The organism is Enterobacter genomosp. S, from assembly GCF_001631805.1.
GTDB lineage: Bacteria > Pseudomonadota > Gammaproteobacteria > Enterobacterales > Enterobacteriaceae > Enterobacter > Enterobacter quasihormaechei.
The window spans coordinates 225708-241969 of sequence record NZ_LVVA01000001.1; the positions used below are offsets into that span (position 1 = coordinate 225708).

Consider the following 16262-nt stretch of genomic DNA (forward strand, 5'->3'; position numbering starts at 1 on the left):
TTACGATTTGCTAATGCAAAACGATCGAGGATAATAAAGACATTGCGTATCAGTGATATGCCCCAATACTGTTGGTATATCCCCAAGAGACTCTGACATAGCCATGCCTGAACACTATCGTTATTCCCTGCCTGTTAAACCAGGCGATCAACGCCAGCTCGGCGAACTGACGGGCGCGGCCTGCGCGACGCTGGTGGCGGAAATTGCCGAGCGGCATCCTGGGCCGGTGGTGCTGGTTGCCCCGGACATGCAAAACGCCCTGCGCCTGCACGATGAGATCCGCCAGTTCACCGACAGCCTGGTCTTCAGCCTGGCCGACTGGGAAACGCTTCCCTACGACAGTTTCTCTCCGCACCAGGAGATTATCTCCTCGCGCCTGTCGACGCTGTACCAGCTTCCCACCATGCAGCGCGGCGTGCTAATTGTGCCGGTGAATACCCTGATGCAGCGCGTTTGCCCGCACAGCTACCTGCACGGCCACGCGCTGGTGATGAAAAAAGGCCAGCGCCTGTCGCGCGATGCCCTGCGCGTGCAGCTGGACGGCGCTGGCTATCGTCATGTCGACCAGGTGATGGAGCACGGTGAGTACGCGACGCGCGGCGCGCTGCTGGATCTCTATCCGATGGGCAGCGATCAGCCGTATCGTCTGGATTTCTTCGACGACGAGATCGACAGCCTTCGCGTGTTCGACGCCGACACCCAGCGCACGCTGGAAGAGGTGGAATCCATTAACCTGCTGCCCGCCCATGAGTTCCCGACGGATAAAACCGCCATCGAACTGTTCCGCAGCCAGTGGCGCGACAGGTTCGACGTGAAGCGCGATGCTGAACATATCTATCAGCAGGTCAGCAAGGGCACCCTGCCGGCCGGGATCGAATACTGGCAGCCGCTGTTCTTTAACGAGCCGCTGCCGGCGCTGTTCAGCTACTTCCCGGCAAACACGCTGATTGTGAATACCGGCGATATCGACGCCAGCGCCAGCCGCTTTGAAAGCGAGACGCGGGCCCGCTTTGAAAACCGGGGCGTGGACCCGATGCGTCCGCTGTTGCCGCCGGAAATGCTGTGGCTGCGTACCGATGAGCTCAACGCCGAGCTGAAACGCTGGCCGCGCATGCAGCTCAAAACCGACTCGCTTGCCGATAAGGCGGCGAACACTAATCTCGCGTTCCGTACGCTGCCCGATCTGGCCGTCCAGGCGCAGCAAAAATCCCCACTGGATAATCTGCGCAAGTTTCTTGAGTCCTTTACCGGACCGGTGGTGTTTTCCGTTGAGAGCGAAGGTCGCCGTGAAGCGCTGGGTGAACTGCTGGGACGGATTAAGGTCGCACCAAAACGCATTCTGCGGCTGAGCGAGGCGACCGGTAACGGTCGTTATCTGATGATCGGCGCCGCCGAGCACGGATTCATTGATACGCTCAATAACCTGGCGTTGATTTGTGAAAGCGATTTGCTGGGCGAACGCGTGGCGCGCCGTCGTCAGGACAGCCGTCGCACCATCAACCTGGACACCCTGATCCGCAACCTGGCCGAGCTGCATCCCGGCCAGCCGATCGTGCACCTAGAACACGGGGTGGGTCGCTATCAGGGTATGACCACCCTCGAAGCCGGCGGCATCAAAGGTGAATATCTGATGCTAACCTACGCCAACGATGCCAAACTGTACGTGCCGGTGTCGTCTCTGCACCTGATCAGCCGCTACGCGGGCGGCGCCGAAGATAACGCCCCGCTGCATAAGCTGGGCGGCGACGCCTGGTCACGCGCGCGGCAGAAAGCGGCGGAAAAAGTGCGCGACGTGGCCGCCGAGCTGCTGGACATTTACGCCCAGCGTGCGGCCAAAGAGGGTTATGCGTTTAAGCATGATAAAGAGCAATACCAGCTGTTCTGCGACAGCTTCCCGTTTGAAACTACGCCGGATCAGGCTCAGGCCATTAACGCGGTGCTGAGCGATATGTGCCAGCCGCTGGCGATGGACCGTTTAGTTTGCGGCGACGTGGGCTTCGGTAAAACCGAGGTGGCGATGCGCGCCGCTTTCCTGGCGGTTGAGAACAACAAGCAGGTGGCAGTGCTGGTGCCGACCACCCTTCTTGCCCAGCAGCACTTCGACAACTTCCGCGACCGCTTCGCCAACTGGCCGGTGCGTATTGAAATGTTATCCCGCTTCCGCAGCGCCAAAGAGCAGACACAGATCCTGGAGCAGGCAACCGAAGGCAAAATTGATATCCTGATCGGTACCCACAAGCTGCTGCAAAGCGACGTGAAGTGGAAAGATCTGGGCCTGTTGATTGTCGACGAGGAGCACCGCTTCGGGGTGCGCCATAAAGAGCGCATCAAAGCAATGCGCGCCGACGTCGACATCCTGACCCTGACCGCAACGCCGATCCCGCGCACCCTGAACATGGCGATGAGCGGCATGCGCGATCTGTCGATTATCGCCACCCCGCCGGCGCGCCGTCTGGCGGTGAAAACCTTCGTGCGCGAGTATGATAATCTGGTGGTGCGCGAGGCGATCCTGCGCGAAGTGCTGCGCGGCGGCCAGGTTTACTATCTCTACAATGACGTCGAAAATATCCAGAAAGCCGCCGACAGGCTGGCAGAGCTGGTGCCGGAAGCGCGCATCGCCATCGGTCACGGCCAGATGCGCGAGCGCGAGCTGGAGCGGGTGATGAACGACTTCCACCACCAGCGCTTTAACGTGCTGGTGTGTACCACCATCATTGAAACCGGCATCGATATCCCGACGGCAAACACGATCATCATCGAGCGCGCGGATCACTTCGGTCTCGCCCAGCTGCACCAGCTGCGCGGCCGCGTCGGGCGTTCGCACCATCAGGCCTACGCGTGGCTGCTGACGCCGCATCCGAAGGCGATGACCACCGACGCGCAAAAGCGTCTGGAAGCCATCGCCTCGCTGGAAGATCTGGGCGCGGGCTTTGCGCTGGCGACGCATGACCTAGAGATCCGCGGCGCCGGTGAGCTGCTGGGTGAAGACCAGAGCGGCTCCATGGAAACTATCGGTTTCTCGCTGTATATGGAGCTTCTGGAAAATGCCGTCGACGCGCTTAAAGCCGGACGTGAACCGTCTCTGGAAGATCTCACCAGCCAGCAGACCGAAGTGGAGCTGCGCATGCCTTCTCTGCTGCCGGACGACTTTATCCCTGATGTCAACACGCGACTGTCGTTCTACAAACGCATTGCCAGCGCGAAAAGCGAAGGCGAGCTTGAGGAGATCAAGGTCGAGCTGATTGACCGTTTCGGCATTCTGCCGGACGCGGCGCGCAACCTGCTGGATATCGCCCGGCTGCGTCAGCAGGCGCAGAAACTGGGGATCCGCAAGCTCGAAGGCAACGAGAAAGGCGGCATGATTGAATTTGCCGAGAAGAACCACGTCGACCCGATGTGGCTGATTGGCCTGCTGCAAAAACAGCCGCAGCATTTCCGTCTTGATGGCCCGACGCGTCTGAAATTCACCCAGGATCTGACAGAGCGTAAAACACGCATGGACTGGGTGCGTAACTTTATGCGCCAGCTGGAAGAGAACGCTATCGCTTAAAAGATTGCCCTCGCCAGCGTTTGGCTGGTGGGGGACAATTTACAAACTCTTTGCACTTCGCCCAGGCTTCCAGACTGTACATTCGCCATAATTATCATTAACCCCTTATAAAACAATAACCTTATCATTTGTATGGATTATGATAATGATGACCTCTTCGCGTTTTACCCGCTGGATCACGCTATTTGCGCTGGCCGCAGCCGTTGCCGTTGCGCTGCCCGCGCGCGCTAATACCTGGCCTCTTCCGCCTGCCGGCAGCAACGTCGTGGGCCAGAACCGCTTCCATGTAGTAGAAAATGATGGCGGCTCGCTGGAAGCAATTGCCAAAAAATATAATGTTGGATTCCTCGCGCTGTTGCAGGCCAACCCGGGCGTTGACCCCTATGTGCCCCGGGCCGGCAGCGTGCTGACGATTCCATTGCAAACTATTCTCCCGGACGCGCCGCGTCAGGGCATCGTGATTAATCTCGCCGAGCTGCGTCTGTATTACTACCCGCCGGGCAAGAATGAAGTCACCGTCTACCCTATCGGTATCGGCCAGCTGGGGGGCGATACGCTTACCCCGACCATGGTCACCACCGTCTCTGATAAGCGCGCCAATCCTACCTGGACGCCGACGGCAAACATTCGCGCCCGCTATAAAGCACAAGGTATCGATCTGCCCGCTGTGGTTCCCGCTGGTCCGGACAACCCGATGGGACACCACGCTATCCGCCTGGCGGCCTACGGTGGGGTTTATCTTCTGCACGGCACGAATGCGGATTTCGGGATCGGGATGCGCGTCAGCTCCGGCTGTATTCGCCTGCGCGATGACGACATCAAGACGCTGTACAGCGTGATTACCCCTGGCACGAAAGTGAATATCATCAATACGCCGATTAAGGTGTCTGAAGAGCCGGGTGGCGTCCGCCTGGTTGAGATTCACCAGCCGCTGTCGAAAAACATCAATGACGATCCGCAGACGCTGCCTATTAATCTGAATGCGGCTATGGTGAGCTTTAAAACGAACGCCAATACCGACGGCGCTGTGATGGAGCGGGCGATGGAAGCGCGCTCGGGAATGCCGACCAACGTCACGCGGCATCATGAGGTTGCTCAACAGTCGATGTAAATCAGTCATAACGACAAACGCCCTGCATGAGCAGGGCGTTTTTTATTGCAGTGGCATAACGGAGGGTTGCGTTACGCTTATTTGTAGATAACTGCGGTACCGTGCAGGGTGTTAGGACCGGTCACAGAGGTGATGCGGAATGATTTCGCACCCATTTCGTCAGCTTTTTGCGCCAGCTGATCTTCCAGAGAGCCCAGGTTAGTCCCGGCGGTGGCAGAGATGGTACCGACTTTCTGCTGGTCTGCTGGAGTAGACTGCACTTCTACAGCAGCAAAGCTTGCGAAAGAGAGTGAACTCAGAACGGCCGCAGCGATGAGGGTTTTAACGTTTTTCATAATTTTTTACCTTTAGCAGATGATGGTGTGGTCGTTAATTATTTAATTAACGATCGATAGGTAAATGATAGATGTGATCCAGGTCACACGTCAACCCATTTTTATAACGACCATTAAATTAATTTGTTTTTCCTTGTATTTCATAAAGATAAACTAAAAATATTTTTCAGAAATCACTGCTGGTCGTAGCAGGCATTTATTTTTATAATGATTATTCAACAAATCAACAGAGGACCAACGGCATATGACAACCGACGTCACGAGTTGCGCAAAGAAAAGCCGTGGCCGACCAAAAGTGTTCGACAGGGATGCGGCGCTCGATAAGGCCATGACGCTCTTCTGGCAGCATGGGTATGAAGCCACGTCGCTTTCCGATCTGGTGGAAGCAACTGGCGCGAAAGCCCCTACCCTCTATGCAGAGTTCACCAATAAAGAAGGCTTGTTCCGGGCCGTTCTGGACAGATACATCTCGCGCTTTGCGGCAAAACATGAAGCGCAGCTATTCTGTGAAGATAAAACCGTAGAGCAGGCATTGCGGGATTATTTCTGCGCGGTTGCAACCTGCTTCACCAGTAAAGACACGCCCGCGGGCTGTTTTATGATCAACACCTCCGCCACCCTCGCCGCCTCGTCGAAGGAGATAGCCAACACGGTTAAATCACGTCATGCGATGCAGGAGGAGACGCTCAGCACGTTTCTGACTCAGCGCCAGCAGCGCGGCGAAATTCCGGCGCACTGCCGTCCGCAGGAGCTGGCCCAGTATCTGAGCTGTATTTTGCAGGGGATGTCGATCAGCGCCCGTGAGGGCGCGACGCTGGAAAAGTTGCAGGGTATTACGCAAACAACGCTGCGCCTGTGGCCAGAACTTCTTAAGCTCTGAAGCAAAAAAAAGCTCCTCAGCCTGAGCGCATGAGGAGCTAAGTTCAGAGAACATCTTTTTTACGCTTTGTTATTCAGTATCAGCTGACCATTACCGTCGAGCGGAATTTGCGTGCCAGGATCTTTATCCATGCGGATTTTCCCCTGCTGGTCGCCGATTTTGTAGGTTACGTCGTAACCCAACATTTTTTCAGACTTGTCATACACGGTTTTACAGCGCTGCTGCGTGGTGGTGTAGGTGTCGTTTTCCTGCATCGCGCCCTGCACCTGGTTACCGGCATAACCGCCACCCAGCGCACCGACAACCGTCGCGACATCCTTACCACGGCCACCACCAAACTGATGACCAATCACCCCACCGGCAACCGCACCCAGCACGGAGCCCGCGATACGGTTTTCGTCCTGAACCGGACGACGATGGGTGACAGAAACATTACGACACTCCTGACGAGGCGTCTTGACCGTCTCTTTAATCGGTGTAGCGGAAACCACCTGCGCATACTGCGGGCCACGATCAAGTACGTTCAGACTGGCAACGGCAGCCACACCCAGCGCAGCTGCGACGCCAATCCCTATACCCGCCAACATTGATTTATTCACGGGACTTCCTCCTTTGTTGCAATTGGTAGCAATTTTGCAGCGCGCTAGGCGCTTCGCCAATAAGACAAAGGATCAAAAAATGGGGCATTGACCTGGCATAAGGCGTGTTTAGGAGAACTCTTAAGCGTCAGGAGCGGAAGGAACAGCATGATGTGCTAAAAATTCCCTCCGGCGGGCCCGGAGGGAGGGAGAAATTAGTGCAGCTTCAGGCGTGGGCGGATCACGCGGTTGATACGGCCGACCAGCATCATTAAGCCGGTTTTGAAGTAGCCGTGCAGCGCAATCTGGTGCATACGGTACAAAGAGATGTACACGAAGCGGGCGATACGCCCTTCAACCATCATGGAGCCGCGCATCAGGTTACCCATCAGGCTGCCTACGGTGGAAAAGTTGGAGAGCGACACCAGAGAGCCATGGTCTTTGTAGACATAGGCTTTCATCGGTTTGCCTTTCGCCTGCGCCAGGATGTTGTGCAGCACAAGGCTTGCCATCTGGTGCGCTGCCTGAGCGCGAGGAGGCACAAACCCGCCTTCCGGACGCGCGCAGGAGGCACAGTCACCGATGGCGAAGATGTCCGGATCGCGCGTGGTTTGCAGCGTCGGCTCGGTCACCAGCTGGTTAATGCGGTTCGTCTCCAGCCCACCGATATCCTTCATGAAATCAGGCGCTTTGATACCAGCGGCCCAGACCATCAGGTCGGCCTTGATGTACTCGCCGTCTTTGGTATGCAGACCGCCCTCATCCGCGCTGGTCACCATGGTCTGGGTCAGCACGCGCACGCCCAGCTTGGTCAGCTCGTTATGGGCAGCGCCGGAGATACGCGGCGGCAGCGCAGGCAGAATGCGTTCACCTGCTTCCACCAGCGTCACGTTCAGCGCTTCGTTAGTCAGCCCTTTGTAGCCGTAGCTGTGCAGCTGCTTAACCGCATTGTGCAACTCCGCCGATAACTCAACGCCCGTTGCCCCGCCGCCCACGATAGCAATGTTAACCTTGCCGTTGGCGCCCATGTTATTGGTGTACTTCAGGAACAGGTTAAGCATTTCCTGATGGAAACGACGCGCCTGATGCGGGTTATCCAGGAAGATGCAGTTCTCTTTCACACCTGGCGTGTTGAAGTCATTGGACGTACTGCCCAGCGCCATCACCAGCGTGTCATAGGCCAGCTTGCGCTCAGGGACCAGCAGCTCGCCTTTGTCATCCCGCAGCTCGGCCAGCGTGATGGTTTTATTTTCACGGTTGATATCCACCACGGAGCCCAGCTGGAACTGGAAATGGTGGTTACGCGCATGCGCCAGATAGCTCAGCGCATCCACGCCCTCATCCAGCGACCCGGTCGCCACTTCGTGCAGGAGTGGCTTCCACAGGTGGCTGTGGTTACGATCCACCAGCGTAATTTTGGCTTTCTTACCGCGACCCAGCTTCTTACCCAGCTGTGTCGCCAGCTCCAGTCCGCCAGCACCACCGCCGACAATCACTATCTTTTTCAATGGCGTAGTCAACGTGACCCCCTCAAATTATTAACCAATTGTTAATTAAAAGTTATAGAAATAACCCTTAATTAACAACAGGTTACTGCGCTGAAACCATTCAGATTCATTGAGAATAGCACGTCAGGCGCATTGGTCATACCAAAATTGATATGTATCAAGTTTTGATGGTTTAAAAGTAGACAATTCCGACAAAAAAGAGGCCCGGCACGCTTTCGCATACCGGGCCTTTATCAAGATCAGGGAGATCAGCCCAGCGTTTTGAAGGCCTTAATACGCTGCAAATGCGGCGAGATGTTTTTGAACTTGTGGGTCTGCTCTTCGTCCCAGACAATTTCGTAGTAATGATGCAGAAGCTCGGCGGCGCGGGAGCTGTTTAGCGCTTCATCGTTGCGCGAGAGGATCACCAGACAGCGATCGCGGTTCTTTTCACGGAAATTGCTCACGCATTTGGTTGCGATATCGGCGTACTCTTCCGGACGGTCAATCTTGCCTTCCATGTTCTCGTTCGGGAACAGGTTAGGATTGAAAATGACCTGGCGCATATCGCACAAAAAACCGATGCGTTCTGCCCAGTATCCACCCAACCCTACGCCGCAAATCAGCGGGCGATCGTCGATATTGAGCTGCAACATTTTATCCACTTCTTTCAGCAGATGCTGCATGTCATGCTTCGGATGACGCGTGCTGTAGCTAATCAGCCGAACATCCGGATCGATAAACTGCAATTGCAGCACTTTCTCATGATTACCAGGACTGTTTGAGTCAAAACCGTGTAAATAGATGATCATCGTCTCACCACGCTACGCCTTCCGGGATGAATTAAAGGGCTGCTTTATGTGCCTGCCAGCGCTCGTTCAGGGCTTCAAGCCGGGCGTTTACCGTTTTCCAGCGCGCCGAGTCCATCAGCTCCTGACGACTAAATGAACCTTTATGATACAATTGTGTAACACGCTCAGCATTGATCGGCGACAGGTTATCCAGCACGCTCACCGCACCTTTACGATTATTGCAGACGAGGATCATATCGCAACCCGCATCCAGAGAAGCCTGCCCACGTTCAGCATAGCTCCCCATGATCGCCGCTCCTTCCATGGATAAATCGTCGGAGAAAATCACGCCGTTGAAGCCTAACTCCTGACGCAGCACGGTTTTCAGCCAGTGCGGAGAGCCGCTGGCCGGGCGCGGATCGACCTCACTGTAGATGACGTGCGCAGGCATGATCGCGTCCAGCTTGTTATCGGTAATCAGCGAGCGGAAAACAGACATATCTTTAGCGCGAATTTCTGCTTCCGGGCGCGGATCGCGCGGGGTTTCCTTATGGGAATCCGCCATCACCGCCCCGTGGCCCGGGAAGTGTTTGCCGGTGGTTTTCATGCCCGCGTCATGCATTCCGTCAATGAAGCGCGTCGCCATTGCCAGCGCGATACGCGGATCGTCATGATACGAACGTTCACCAATTGCCGCACTAATGTGGCCCACGTCCAGGACCGGAGCGAAGCTGATGTCGATATCCATGGCGATCATCTCGCTGGCCATCAGCCAGCCAGCGTCCTGCGCCAGTTGACCGCCCTCTTCGGTTCCCAGCAGCGCTGCGAAAGATTGCGCGGCAGGTAAACGGGTAAACCCTTCCCGGAAACGCTGTACGCGGCCACCTTCCTGATCTACCGCGATCACCAGGTCATTGCGCGAAGCCGTGCGGATCTGACGAACCAGCTCACGCAGCTGCGCCGGATCGTGATAATTGCGGGTGAAAAGAATCAGCCCCCCTACCAGCGGGTGCGCAAGGATTTCACGCTCTTCCGCATCCAGCTCAAACCCTTCAACATCCAACATTACTGGACCCACACCAACCTCTCTTATCCTTTCGTTTGTAACTGGCGCCAGGCATCATCTGCCAGCGCAATAAATTGTTCGTCATTTGTTTGCTGAAAGCGCATTTCAAACCAGCCCGCCATGAGCAAGATTACCCATGGCCGCCAGCGCGCAACCTGCCGCGCAAGGGTGAGCGCATTCATGTTGGCGTTTCGGGCATAAGCAGCAACCAGCTGTCCGCGCGATGCCTCGTCGGGCATCCAGACCGCGGCAAGTTCGAGCGCCACGTCACCGTCCCCGGCATATTCCCAGTCGATAAGTTTCTCGCCTGCCGCCGTATGAACGATATTTCCCGCGTGGACGTCCATATGCAGCGGTGCCAGGCGTAACGCCTGCGGCTCTCCTGCTTTACGCAGCCGCTTCAGCTGCGCCAGCCAGAATGGCGTGCGTCGTCCCGGCGCGGCCTGCTGCCAGTAGCGTTCCAGCAAGGGGAGCAACGTTACCCGCCAGCCCAGACGCGGCTGGCGATGCAGATGATACAGCATGACTGCCAGCGTCGGGGGATCGGGTAGCTCGCGTTTGATCTCACCCGCAATAAACGTCACCGCCATCCAGTCCCTGATGAAGAGATGGGGCTGCGGCGCAAGGTCGGCGGGCAGGCGCTTCAGGGCGCGGAACTGACGACGAAAATGGGAGGCAGGCGCGGCGGCATCGTGATGCTGGCGTAAAACCAGCCGATGATCACCATGCTCAATAATGCAACTCGCGCCGCCAAGCCCGACGGGGGCTTGCGGCGCGATAACACGGTACTGTGGGAAATAGCGCGTCAGGACATCATGACGCGTGCGCTTATTGTTGCGTAACGGCACCTTTACCTGACCAGATAATTTCGCCGGTCTGAACCAGCATTAACTGCATCTGCAACGACGGCGTGTTCACGTTACCCGTCGCGTTAGAATAAAGGACATACTGCGCGCCAACGTTGCGGGCAATACCAATGGCTTTACTGCGCGAACCCAGGCTGTCCTGAGGCGACAGACCAAGCTGTTGCTTAGCGACCGCGAGCTGCTGGGCTGAGACCAGCGTAAATTTACCGTTGTTCGCCAGCGCATTGCGCAGCGTTTCCGTCGCTTCGCCCGCATTCAGTGAACCATTCGTACGGTTGTTCACGCTGTCCACCAGCAGCACGCTGCCGGGCGTAACGCCCTGTGCCTGCAACATTTTGCCTACCATCGGCTGCATCGCGCCGTTCCAGTCATAGTGGCGCACGCGCGGTGCAGGCTGTGCGGTATCGTCCTGATGTTCGATCGGGCCAGGCTGCGCCGGAATGGTCGGTACAGACGGCACGGTTGGCACAGGTTCCGCCGGCGTTGTTGGCTGTTCCGTCCCCGGCTTCGCCTGATCCACCGGTGCAGGTTCTTCAGTTCGCGTCACACAGCCTGCCAGAAAGAGTGCGAAGGCACTCAGGAGCGCATAACGGCTCATCGTTTTAATCAAGGTTCACCCCTTACAAATAAAGATAAAGTCTCACCTTATGTGCACCCAGATAGCTGGCGCTGCCGTAGAGCGTGACCGACGATCTTGCCGGAATGGTCACGCTGCGCGGCGCCTCAAGCGGATGCATCTCAAGACCTCTCACGTCATACCAGTAGAAGCGATAATGCACCGTCACTGGCTCTTGCCTTTCGTTATAGAGCGTAGAGGAGGCAGAAGACTGGATTTCGCTAATGGTCAGTGAAGGCTGCTCGGCCGTAACGCCCGCAGCAAGCACTGAAGACTCCATTACCAGCGTCTGTTCTTCACTGACCGGGATGGCAGGACGCGCGCTGCACCCTACCATTACCAGCGTCACGATCAGCGCTGCAATACGCCCAATTAACATATTAAAGACCTTTATGTGCCAGCATCGGTCCCAGTGGACGTCCACCCAGCAGATGCATATGAATATGATAGACTTCCTGCCCGCCATGGCGATTGCAGTTCATGATCAAACGGTATCCGTCTTCAGCAATCCCTTCCTGCTCAGCGATTTTCGCGGCCACCGTAAGCATACGGCCTAGCGCCACTTCGTGCTCGGTTTTAACGTCATTGACGGTCGGGATGAGAATATTGGGAATAATAAGGATGTGCGTCGGCGCCTGGGGAGAAATGTCGCGGAAAGCCGTGACCAGTTCATCCTGATAGACAATATCCGACGGAATTTCGCGGCGGATAATTTTACTGAAAATCGTTTCTTCAGCCATGACCTTTTCCTTTTAAATTTAATCTGGCGTCGTGCGTCCGTTGTTAACACACATTGTCTATTTTACTGCGTGACACAACACAAGAGTATGAGCGACTTTCTCCTGTCCTTTCAACCTTCTCCCGTGATTTCTTTCCTGATTGTTCGCCATCTGGCTGAAGAGGCGTCGCTTTAGGACATTTCTTTTCTGAAACCTGATTTCAGTTCATCCCGAAACATCTGTTTACAGCGTTAATCACAATGCGTATATTTCGCATTTGCATTTTCATGCGCATTTTTAACATAGAAAACGACGTCAGCCCGTGCTAGCGGAGCTGTCGCGCACCACCTTCACCATTCACTAAGGGTTTGATGATGTCTTTCATTAATCACACCAGGGATGGGCAACGTCAGCCTGTCGCAACACCTTCGTTGCTGGCAGCCTGCATTGCTATGGCATTGACGCCAACCGCCGCTTTCGCTGCTTCAACCGAAGATACCGTCGTCGTTGATGGAGGTTTTGACAACACACAGGATCTGTCTGCCAGCCAGGATCAGGATTACAGCGTAAAAACCACCACTACCGGCACCAAACTGTTGCTGGTCCCTCGTGATATCCCGCAGTCGGTTAGCGTCATTAGCCAGCAGCGTATGGCTGATCAGAATCTGCAATCTATCGGCCAGGTGCTGACAAACACCACGGGCATTACGGCGCAGGTGCAGGATAGCGACCGTACCGTGTTTTACTCACGCGGATTTTTCGTCAGCAACTACGCCTATGACGACCTTCCAACGTCCATCAGTGAAGTGTGGAACTTTGGTGATACCGCCGCCGACACCGCAATTTATGACCGCATTGAAGTGGTCCGCGGCGCCACCGGCCTGATGTCCGGTACGGGCAACCCGGCAGCGTACGTTAATATGGTGCGCAAGCATGCGGACAGCCCGGAATTTAAAGGCAACGTCTCTGCCAGCTACGGCAGCTGGGACAAGCAGCGTTACGTGCTGGATCTCCAGGCGCCGCTGGTGGAGTCAGGTAAGGTGCGGGGCCGTCTTATTACCGGTTATCAGGACAACGACAGCTTCGTGGATAACTACCACTACCGGAAGAAATTCCTCTACGGCGTGATGGACGCGGATGTCACCGACAGCACGACCCTCTCGGTAGGGTATGAGTATCAGGAAAGCCATACCGCCGACCCAACCTGGGGCGGCCTGCCGACCTGGTACAGCGACGGAAGTAAGACCAACTACAATCGCAGCCAGACCGTCGCGCCTGACTGGGCCTATTCGGATAAAGACAGCACCCGCATCTTCGCTAACCTGACCCAGCGTTTCGATAATGGCTGGGAAGCGCACATCAACGGCATGCATGCAGAAACCAACTTTGACTCTAAGCTGATGTATATGTCCGGCTATCCGGATAAAGAGACTGGCGCGGGCCTTGTGGGTTACGGCGGCTGGAACCGCGGGGAACGTAAACAGGATGCGGTCGACGCCTTCCTGCGCGGCGGCTTCGATCTCTTTGGTCGTCAGCACGAAATGATGTTCGGCGGCAGCTTCAGCCGTCAGCGCAACCATTACGACAATACCATGCCGGATGCAGTATACGGCATGGTTGACGTCGGCAACTTTAAGAACTGGAACGGGAACATTGCCGATCCGCAGTGGACCCCATGGAAGCTCTACAGCAAAGATGATATTCGTCAGTCTTCAGCCTATTCCTCTGCGCGTTTCTCGCTGGCCGACCCGCTGCACCTGATTCTGGGCGCGCGCTACACCAGCTATAACATTCGCTATAATCCGGCAGGTTCCCCAAACACCCGTCTGGAAAGTACCGAAAATGACGTAACGCCGTACGCGGGCCTGGTGTATGACATCAATGAGGACTGGTCGACCTACGTCAGCTATACCTCCATCTTCCAGCCGCAGGATAAGCGCGACGCCAGCGGACGTTATCTCGACCCTACCACGGGCAAAAGCTATGAAGCGGGCGTGAAGGCCGACTGGTTTAATACCCGCCTCACCACCTCGCTGGCGATTTTCCGTATTGAACAGGATAACGTCGCAAGCAACACCTATACCTACATGCCGAGCGGTGAGTCGATTTATGAATCGCTGGACGGCGTGGTCAGCAAAGGCGTTGAATTCGAGCTCAACGGTGCCCTGACCGATAACTGGCAGCTGACCTTCGGCGCGACGCGTTACATTGCAGAAGATAAAAATGGCAACGCCGTCAGTGCCGATCAGCCGCGCACGACCATGAAGCTATTCACCCGTTATCAGCTGCCCATGCTGCCGGAGCTGACCGTGGGCGGTGGCGTAAACTGGCAGAACAAGGTATGGACGGACGTGGAAGGCGGTCCGGCAGGACGTTCCCGCGCGGAGCAAGGCAGCTATGGGCTGGTGAACCTGTTCAGCCGCTATCAGGTCACCAAAGACTTTGCCGTTCAGGCTAACGTCAACAACCTGTTCGACAAAGAGTATTACGACTATGTCGGATCGTATGTTGTGTATGGCGCGCCGCTGAACGTTTCGGTGAGCGCGAGCTACGACTTCTGAGTTTAAGCCCGGTGGCGCTACGCTTACCGGGCCTACCCATCATCATGGACGGGTAATGTATACCCGCCACCCCGCGCCACAAACCGCACTAATAAAAAAGGCAGCCATTCGGCTGCCTTAGTCTCCCCAGGTCACAGCTTAGTTGTTGCGGATGTACTCATCCATTTCGGTTTTCAGGTTATCGGATTTTGTTCCGAAGATTGCCTGAACACCAGAACCTGCAACAACGACGCCTGCTGCGCCCAGTTTTTTCAGACCCGGCTGGTCTACTTTCGCCACGTCGGCAACGCTCACACGCAGACGAGTGATACACGCGTCCAGGTTAGTGATGTTTTCTTTACCGCCGAAGGCCGCAACCAGTGCAGGTGCCATTTCGCTGGTCGCACCGGCTTTGCTGTCTTCAGTTGCATCTTCACGACCGGGCGTTTTCAGGTCCAGTGCTTTGATCAGCACGCGGAAGACGGTGTAGTACACCACTGCGTAGCCCGCACCCACGATTGGGAACAGCCACAGCTTGCTGCTGTTACCGGACAGAACGATGAAGTCGATCAGGCCGTGAGAGAAGGACGTACCGTCACGCATACCCAGCAGGATACAGATTGGGAATGCCAGACCTGCCAGTACCGCGTGGATGATGTACAGGATTGGCGCAACGAACATGAAGGAGAACTCGATCGGCTCGGTGATACCGGTCAGGAACGAGGTCAGCGCTGCGGAGATCATGATACCGCCCACTTTTGCACGGTTCTCTGGTTTAGCAGAGTGCCAGATAGCAATCGCAGCGGCTGGCAGACCATACATTTTGAACAGGAAGCCACCAGACAGTTTACCTGCCGTTGGGTCGCCCGCCATGTAGCGTGGGATGTCACCGTGGAACACCTGACCTGCTGCGTTGGTGTATTCACCAATCTGCATCTGGAATGGAACGTTCCAGATGTGGTGCAGACCAAATGGCACCAGGCAGCGCTCAATGAAGCCGTAGATACCGAACGCCACAACCGGGTTCTGGTAAGCCGCCCACTGAGAGAAGGTCTGTATAGCCGTACCGATTGGTGGCCAGATGAAGGACAGGACCACACCGGTGAAAATCGCGGCCAGACCAGAAATGATCGGCACAAAACGTTTACCCGCGAAGAAGCCCAGATACTCAGGCAGCTTGATGCGATAGAAGCGGTTAAACATGTACGCTGCAATCGCACCGGAGATGATACCACCGAGAACACCGGTGTCTGCCAGGTGCTTAGCGGCAATCTCTTCAGCAGGTAAATGCAGGACCAGCGGCGCAACCACAGCCATGGTTTTCACCATGATGCCGTAAGCGACAACGGACGCCAGAGCGGATACACCGTCGTTATTGGTGAAGCCCAGCGCAACACCGATAGCGAAGATCAGCGGCATGTTAGCAAAAACAGAACCGCCTGCTTCGGCCATCACGTGGGAAACTACGGCTGGCAGCCAGCTGAAGTTTGCAGAACCGACGCCCAGCAGGATACCTGCGATAGGCAGTACGGATACTGGCAGCATCAGCGATTTACCGACCTTTTGCAGGTTAGCAAATGCATTCTTAAACATAATTGAGAGTGCTCCTGAGTATTTGTGCTTTTTTTACGCTTTCACGCATTGGCCCGGGGGGAGTACCGCGCCGTGGACAGGACATCTAAGCGCCCTTTATTTATTACACAGAGTAAAATAATTCCCTCTG

14 protein-coding genes are annotated in these 16262 nt (G+C 55.9%); 4 read left to right on the forward strand and 10 right to left on the reverse strand.

Translation table 11 applies throughout. The features are described 5' to 3' along the window. Positions 1–103: 103 nt before the first annotated feature. Positions 104–3550 (forward strand): transcription-repair coupling factor, encoded by a 3447-nt coding sequence (gene mfd, locus A3466_RS01135; RefSeq protein ID WP_063449048.1) that lies wholly within the window; start codon positions 104–106, stop codon positions 3548–3550. Positions 3551–3695: 145 nt separating this feature from the next. Beyond that, positions 3696–4661 (forward strand): L,D-transpeptidase LdtC, encoded by a 966-nt coding sequence (gene ldtC / locus A3466_RS01140; RefSeq protein WP_063449049.1) that lies wholly within the window; start codon positions 3696–3698, stop codon positions 4659–4661. Positions 4662–4738: 77 nt separating this feature from the next. Here the strand turns inward: ldtC and bhsA are convergent, their stop codons facing one another. Further along, positions 4739–4996, reverse strand: coding sequence for a multiple stress resistance protein BhsA (gene bhsA / locus A3466_RS01145; protein ID WP_006809234.1), 258 nt, complete (start codon positions 4994–4996; stop codon positions 4739–4741). 244 nt (positions 4997–5240) lie between these two features. On the opposite strand from bhsA, the gene A3466_RS01150 reads away from it, so the two are divergent. Continuing rightward, positions 5241–5876 (forward strand): TetR/AcrR family transcriptional regulator, encoded by a 636-nt coding sequence (locus A3466_RS01150; protein WP_063449050.1) that lies wholly within the window; start codon positions 5241–5243, stop codon positions 5874–5876. Between the two features lie 59 nt (positions 5877–5935). Here the strand turns inward: A3466_RS01150 and A3466_RS01155 are convergent, their stop codons facing one another. The 8 genes from A3466_RS01155 to hinT all read right to left on the reverse strand — a co-directional run bounded on the left by A3466_RS01155 (position 5936) and on the right by hinT (position 12020). Next, positions 5936–6475 (reverse strand): glycine zipper 2TM domain-containing protein, encoded by a 540-nt coding sequence (locus tag A3466_RS01155; protein ID WP_074160888.1) that lies wholly within the window; start codon positions 6473–6475, stop codon positions 5936–5938. Positions 6476–6669: 194 nt separating this feature from the next. Further along, positions 6670–7974, reverse strand: coding sequence for an NAD(P)/FAD-dependent oxidoreductase (locus A3466_RS01160; protein WP_063449052.1), 1305 nt, complete (start codon positions 7972–7974; stop codon positions 6670–6672). A 236-nt stretch (positions 7975–8210) separates the two neighbouring features. Then, positions 8211–8753 carry an alpha/beta hydrolase YcfP gene (gene ycfP / locus A3466_RS01165; protein ID WP_032624474.1) on the reverse strand — a complete coding sequence of 181 codons (543 nt, stop codon included), beginning with the start codon at positions 8751–8753 and terminating at the stop codon, positions 8211–8213. A 31-nt stretch (positions 8754–8784) separates the two neighbouring features. Continuing rightward, the gene (gene nagZ, locus A3466_RS01170; RefSeq protein WP_063449053.1) at positions 8785–9810 is read right to left on the reverse strand and encodes a beta-N-acetylhexosaminidase; all 1026 of its coding nucleotides are present in this window, start codon (positions 9808–9810) and stop codon (positions 8785–8787) included. An 11-nt stretch (positions 9811–9821) separates the two neighbouring features. Beyond that, entirely contained in the window at positions 9822–10646 is an 825-nt protein-coding gene (thiK, locus tag A3466_RS01175) for a thiamine kinase (protein WP_063449054.1), read from the reverse strand. Then, positions 10627–11271 (reverse strand): penicillin-binding protein activator LpoB, encoded by a 645-nt coding sequence (lpoB, locus tag A3466_RS01180; protein WP_102749776.1) that lies wholly within the window; start codon positions 11269–11271, stop codon positions 10627–10629. Before lpoB ends, thiK begins: the two co-directional genes overlap by 20 nt. Before the next feature lie 13 nt (positions 11272–11284). After that, complete coding sequence (locus A3466_RS01185) at positions 11285–11659, reverse strand: YcfL family protein (RefSeq protein WP_063449056.1); 375 nt, start codon at positions 11657–11659, stop codon at positions 11285–11287. Position 11660: 1 nt separating this feature from the next. Next, positions 11661–12020, reverse strand: a complete 360-nt coding sequence (hinT, locus tag A3466_RS01190; RefSeq protein ID WP_006809243.1) for a purine nucleoside phosphoramidase — start codon at positions 12018–12020, stop codon at positions 11661–11663. A 353-nt stretch (positions 12021–12373) separates the two neighbouring features. Between hinT and fhuE the strand changes: the two genes are divergently transcribed. After that, positions 12374–14560 carry a ferric-rhodotorulic acid/ferric-coprogen receptor FhuE gene (gene fhuE, locus A3466_RS01195; protein ID WP_063449057.1) on the forward strand — a complete coding sequence of 729 codons (2187 nt, stop codon included), beginning with the start codon at positions 12374–12376 and terminating at the stop codon, positions 14558–14560. Positions 14561–14698: 138 nt separating this feature from the next. Here fhuE and ptsG read toward each other — a convergent pair whose 3' ends face one another. Continuing rightward, the gene (gene ptsG / locus A3466_RS01200; RefSeq protein ID WP_003857942.1) at positions 14699–16132 is read right to left on the reverse strand and encodes a PTS glucose transporter subunit IIBC; all 1434 of its coding nucleotides are present in this window, start codon (positions 16130–16132) and stop codon (positions 14699–14701) included. Positions 16133–16262: the final 130 nt, after the last annotated feature.

Bases quoted from the DNA above. Each gene is read 5' to 3' on its own strand.
- mfd (WP_063449048.1), top strand. From the start codon at position 104: ATGCCTGAACACTATCGTTATTCCCTGCCTGTTAAACCAGGCGATCAA.
- ldtC (WP_063449049.1), top strand. From the start codon at position 3,696: ATGATGACCTCTTCGCGTTTTACCCGCTGGATCACGCTATTTGCGCTG.
- bhsA (WP_006809234.1), bottom strand. From the start codon at position 4,996: ATGAAAAACGTTAAAACCCTCATCGCTGCGGCCGTTCTGAGTTCACTC.
- A3466_RS01150 (WP_063449050.1), top strand. From the start codon at position 5,241: ATGACAACCGACGTCACGAGTTGCGCAAAGAAAAGCCGTGGCCGACCA.
- ycfP (WP_032624474.1), bottom strand. From the start codon at position 8,753: ATGATCATCTATTTACACGGTTTTGACTCAAACAGTCCTGGTAATCAT.
- A3466_RS01185 (WP_063449056.1), bottom strand. From the start codon at position 11,659: ATGTTAATTGGGCGTATTGCAGCGCTGATCGTGACGCTGGTAATGGTA.
- hinT (WP_006809243.1), bottom strand. From the start codon at position 12,020: ATGGCTGAAGAAACGATTTTCAGTAAAATTATCCGCCGCGAAATTCCG.
- fhuE (WP_063449057.1), top strand. From the start codon at position 12,374: ATGTCTTTCATTAATCACACCAGGGATGGGCAACGTCAGCCTGTCGCA.
- ptsG (WP_003857942.1), bottom strand. From the start codon at position 16,132: ATGTTTAAGAATGCATTTGCTAACCTGCAAAAGGTCGGTAAATCGCTG.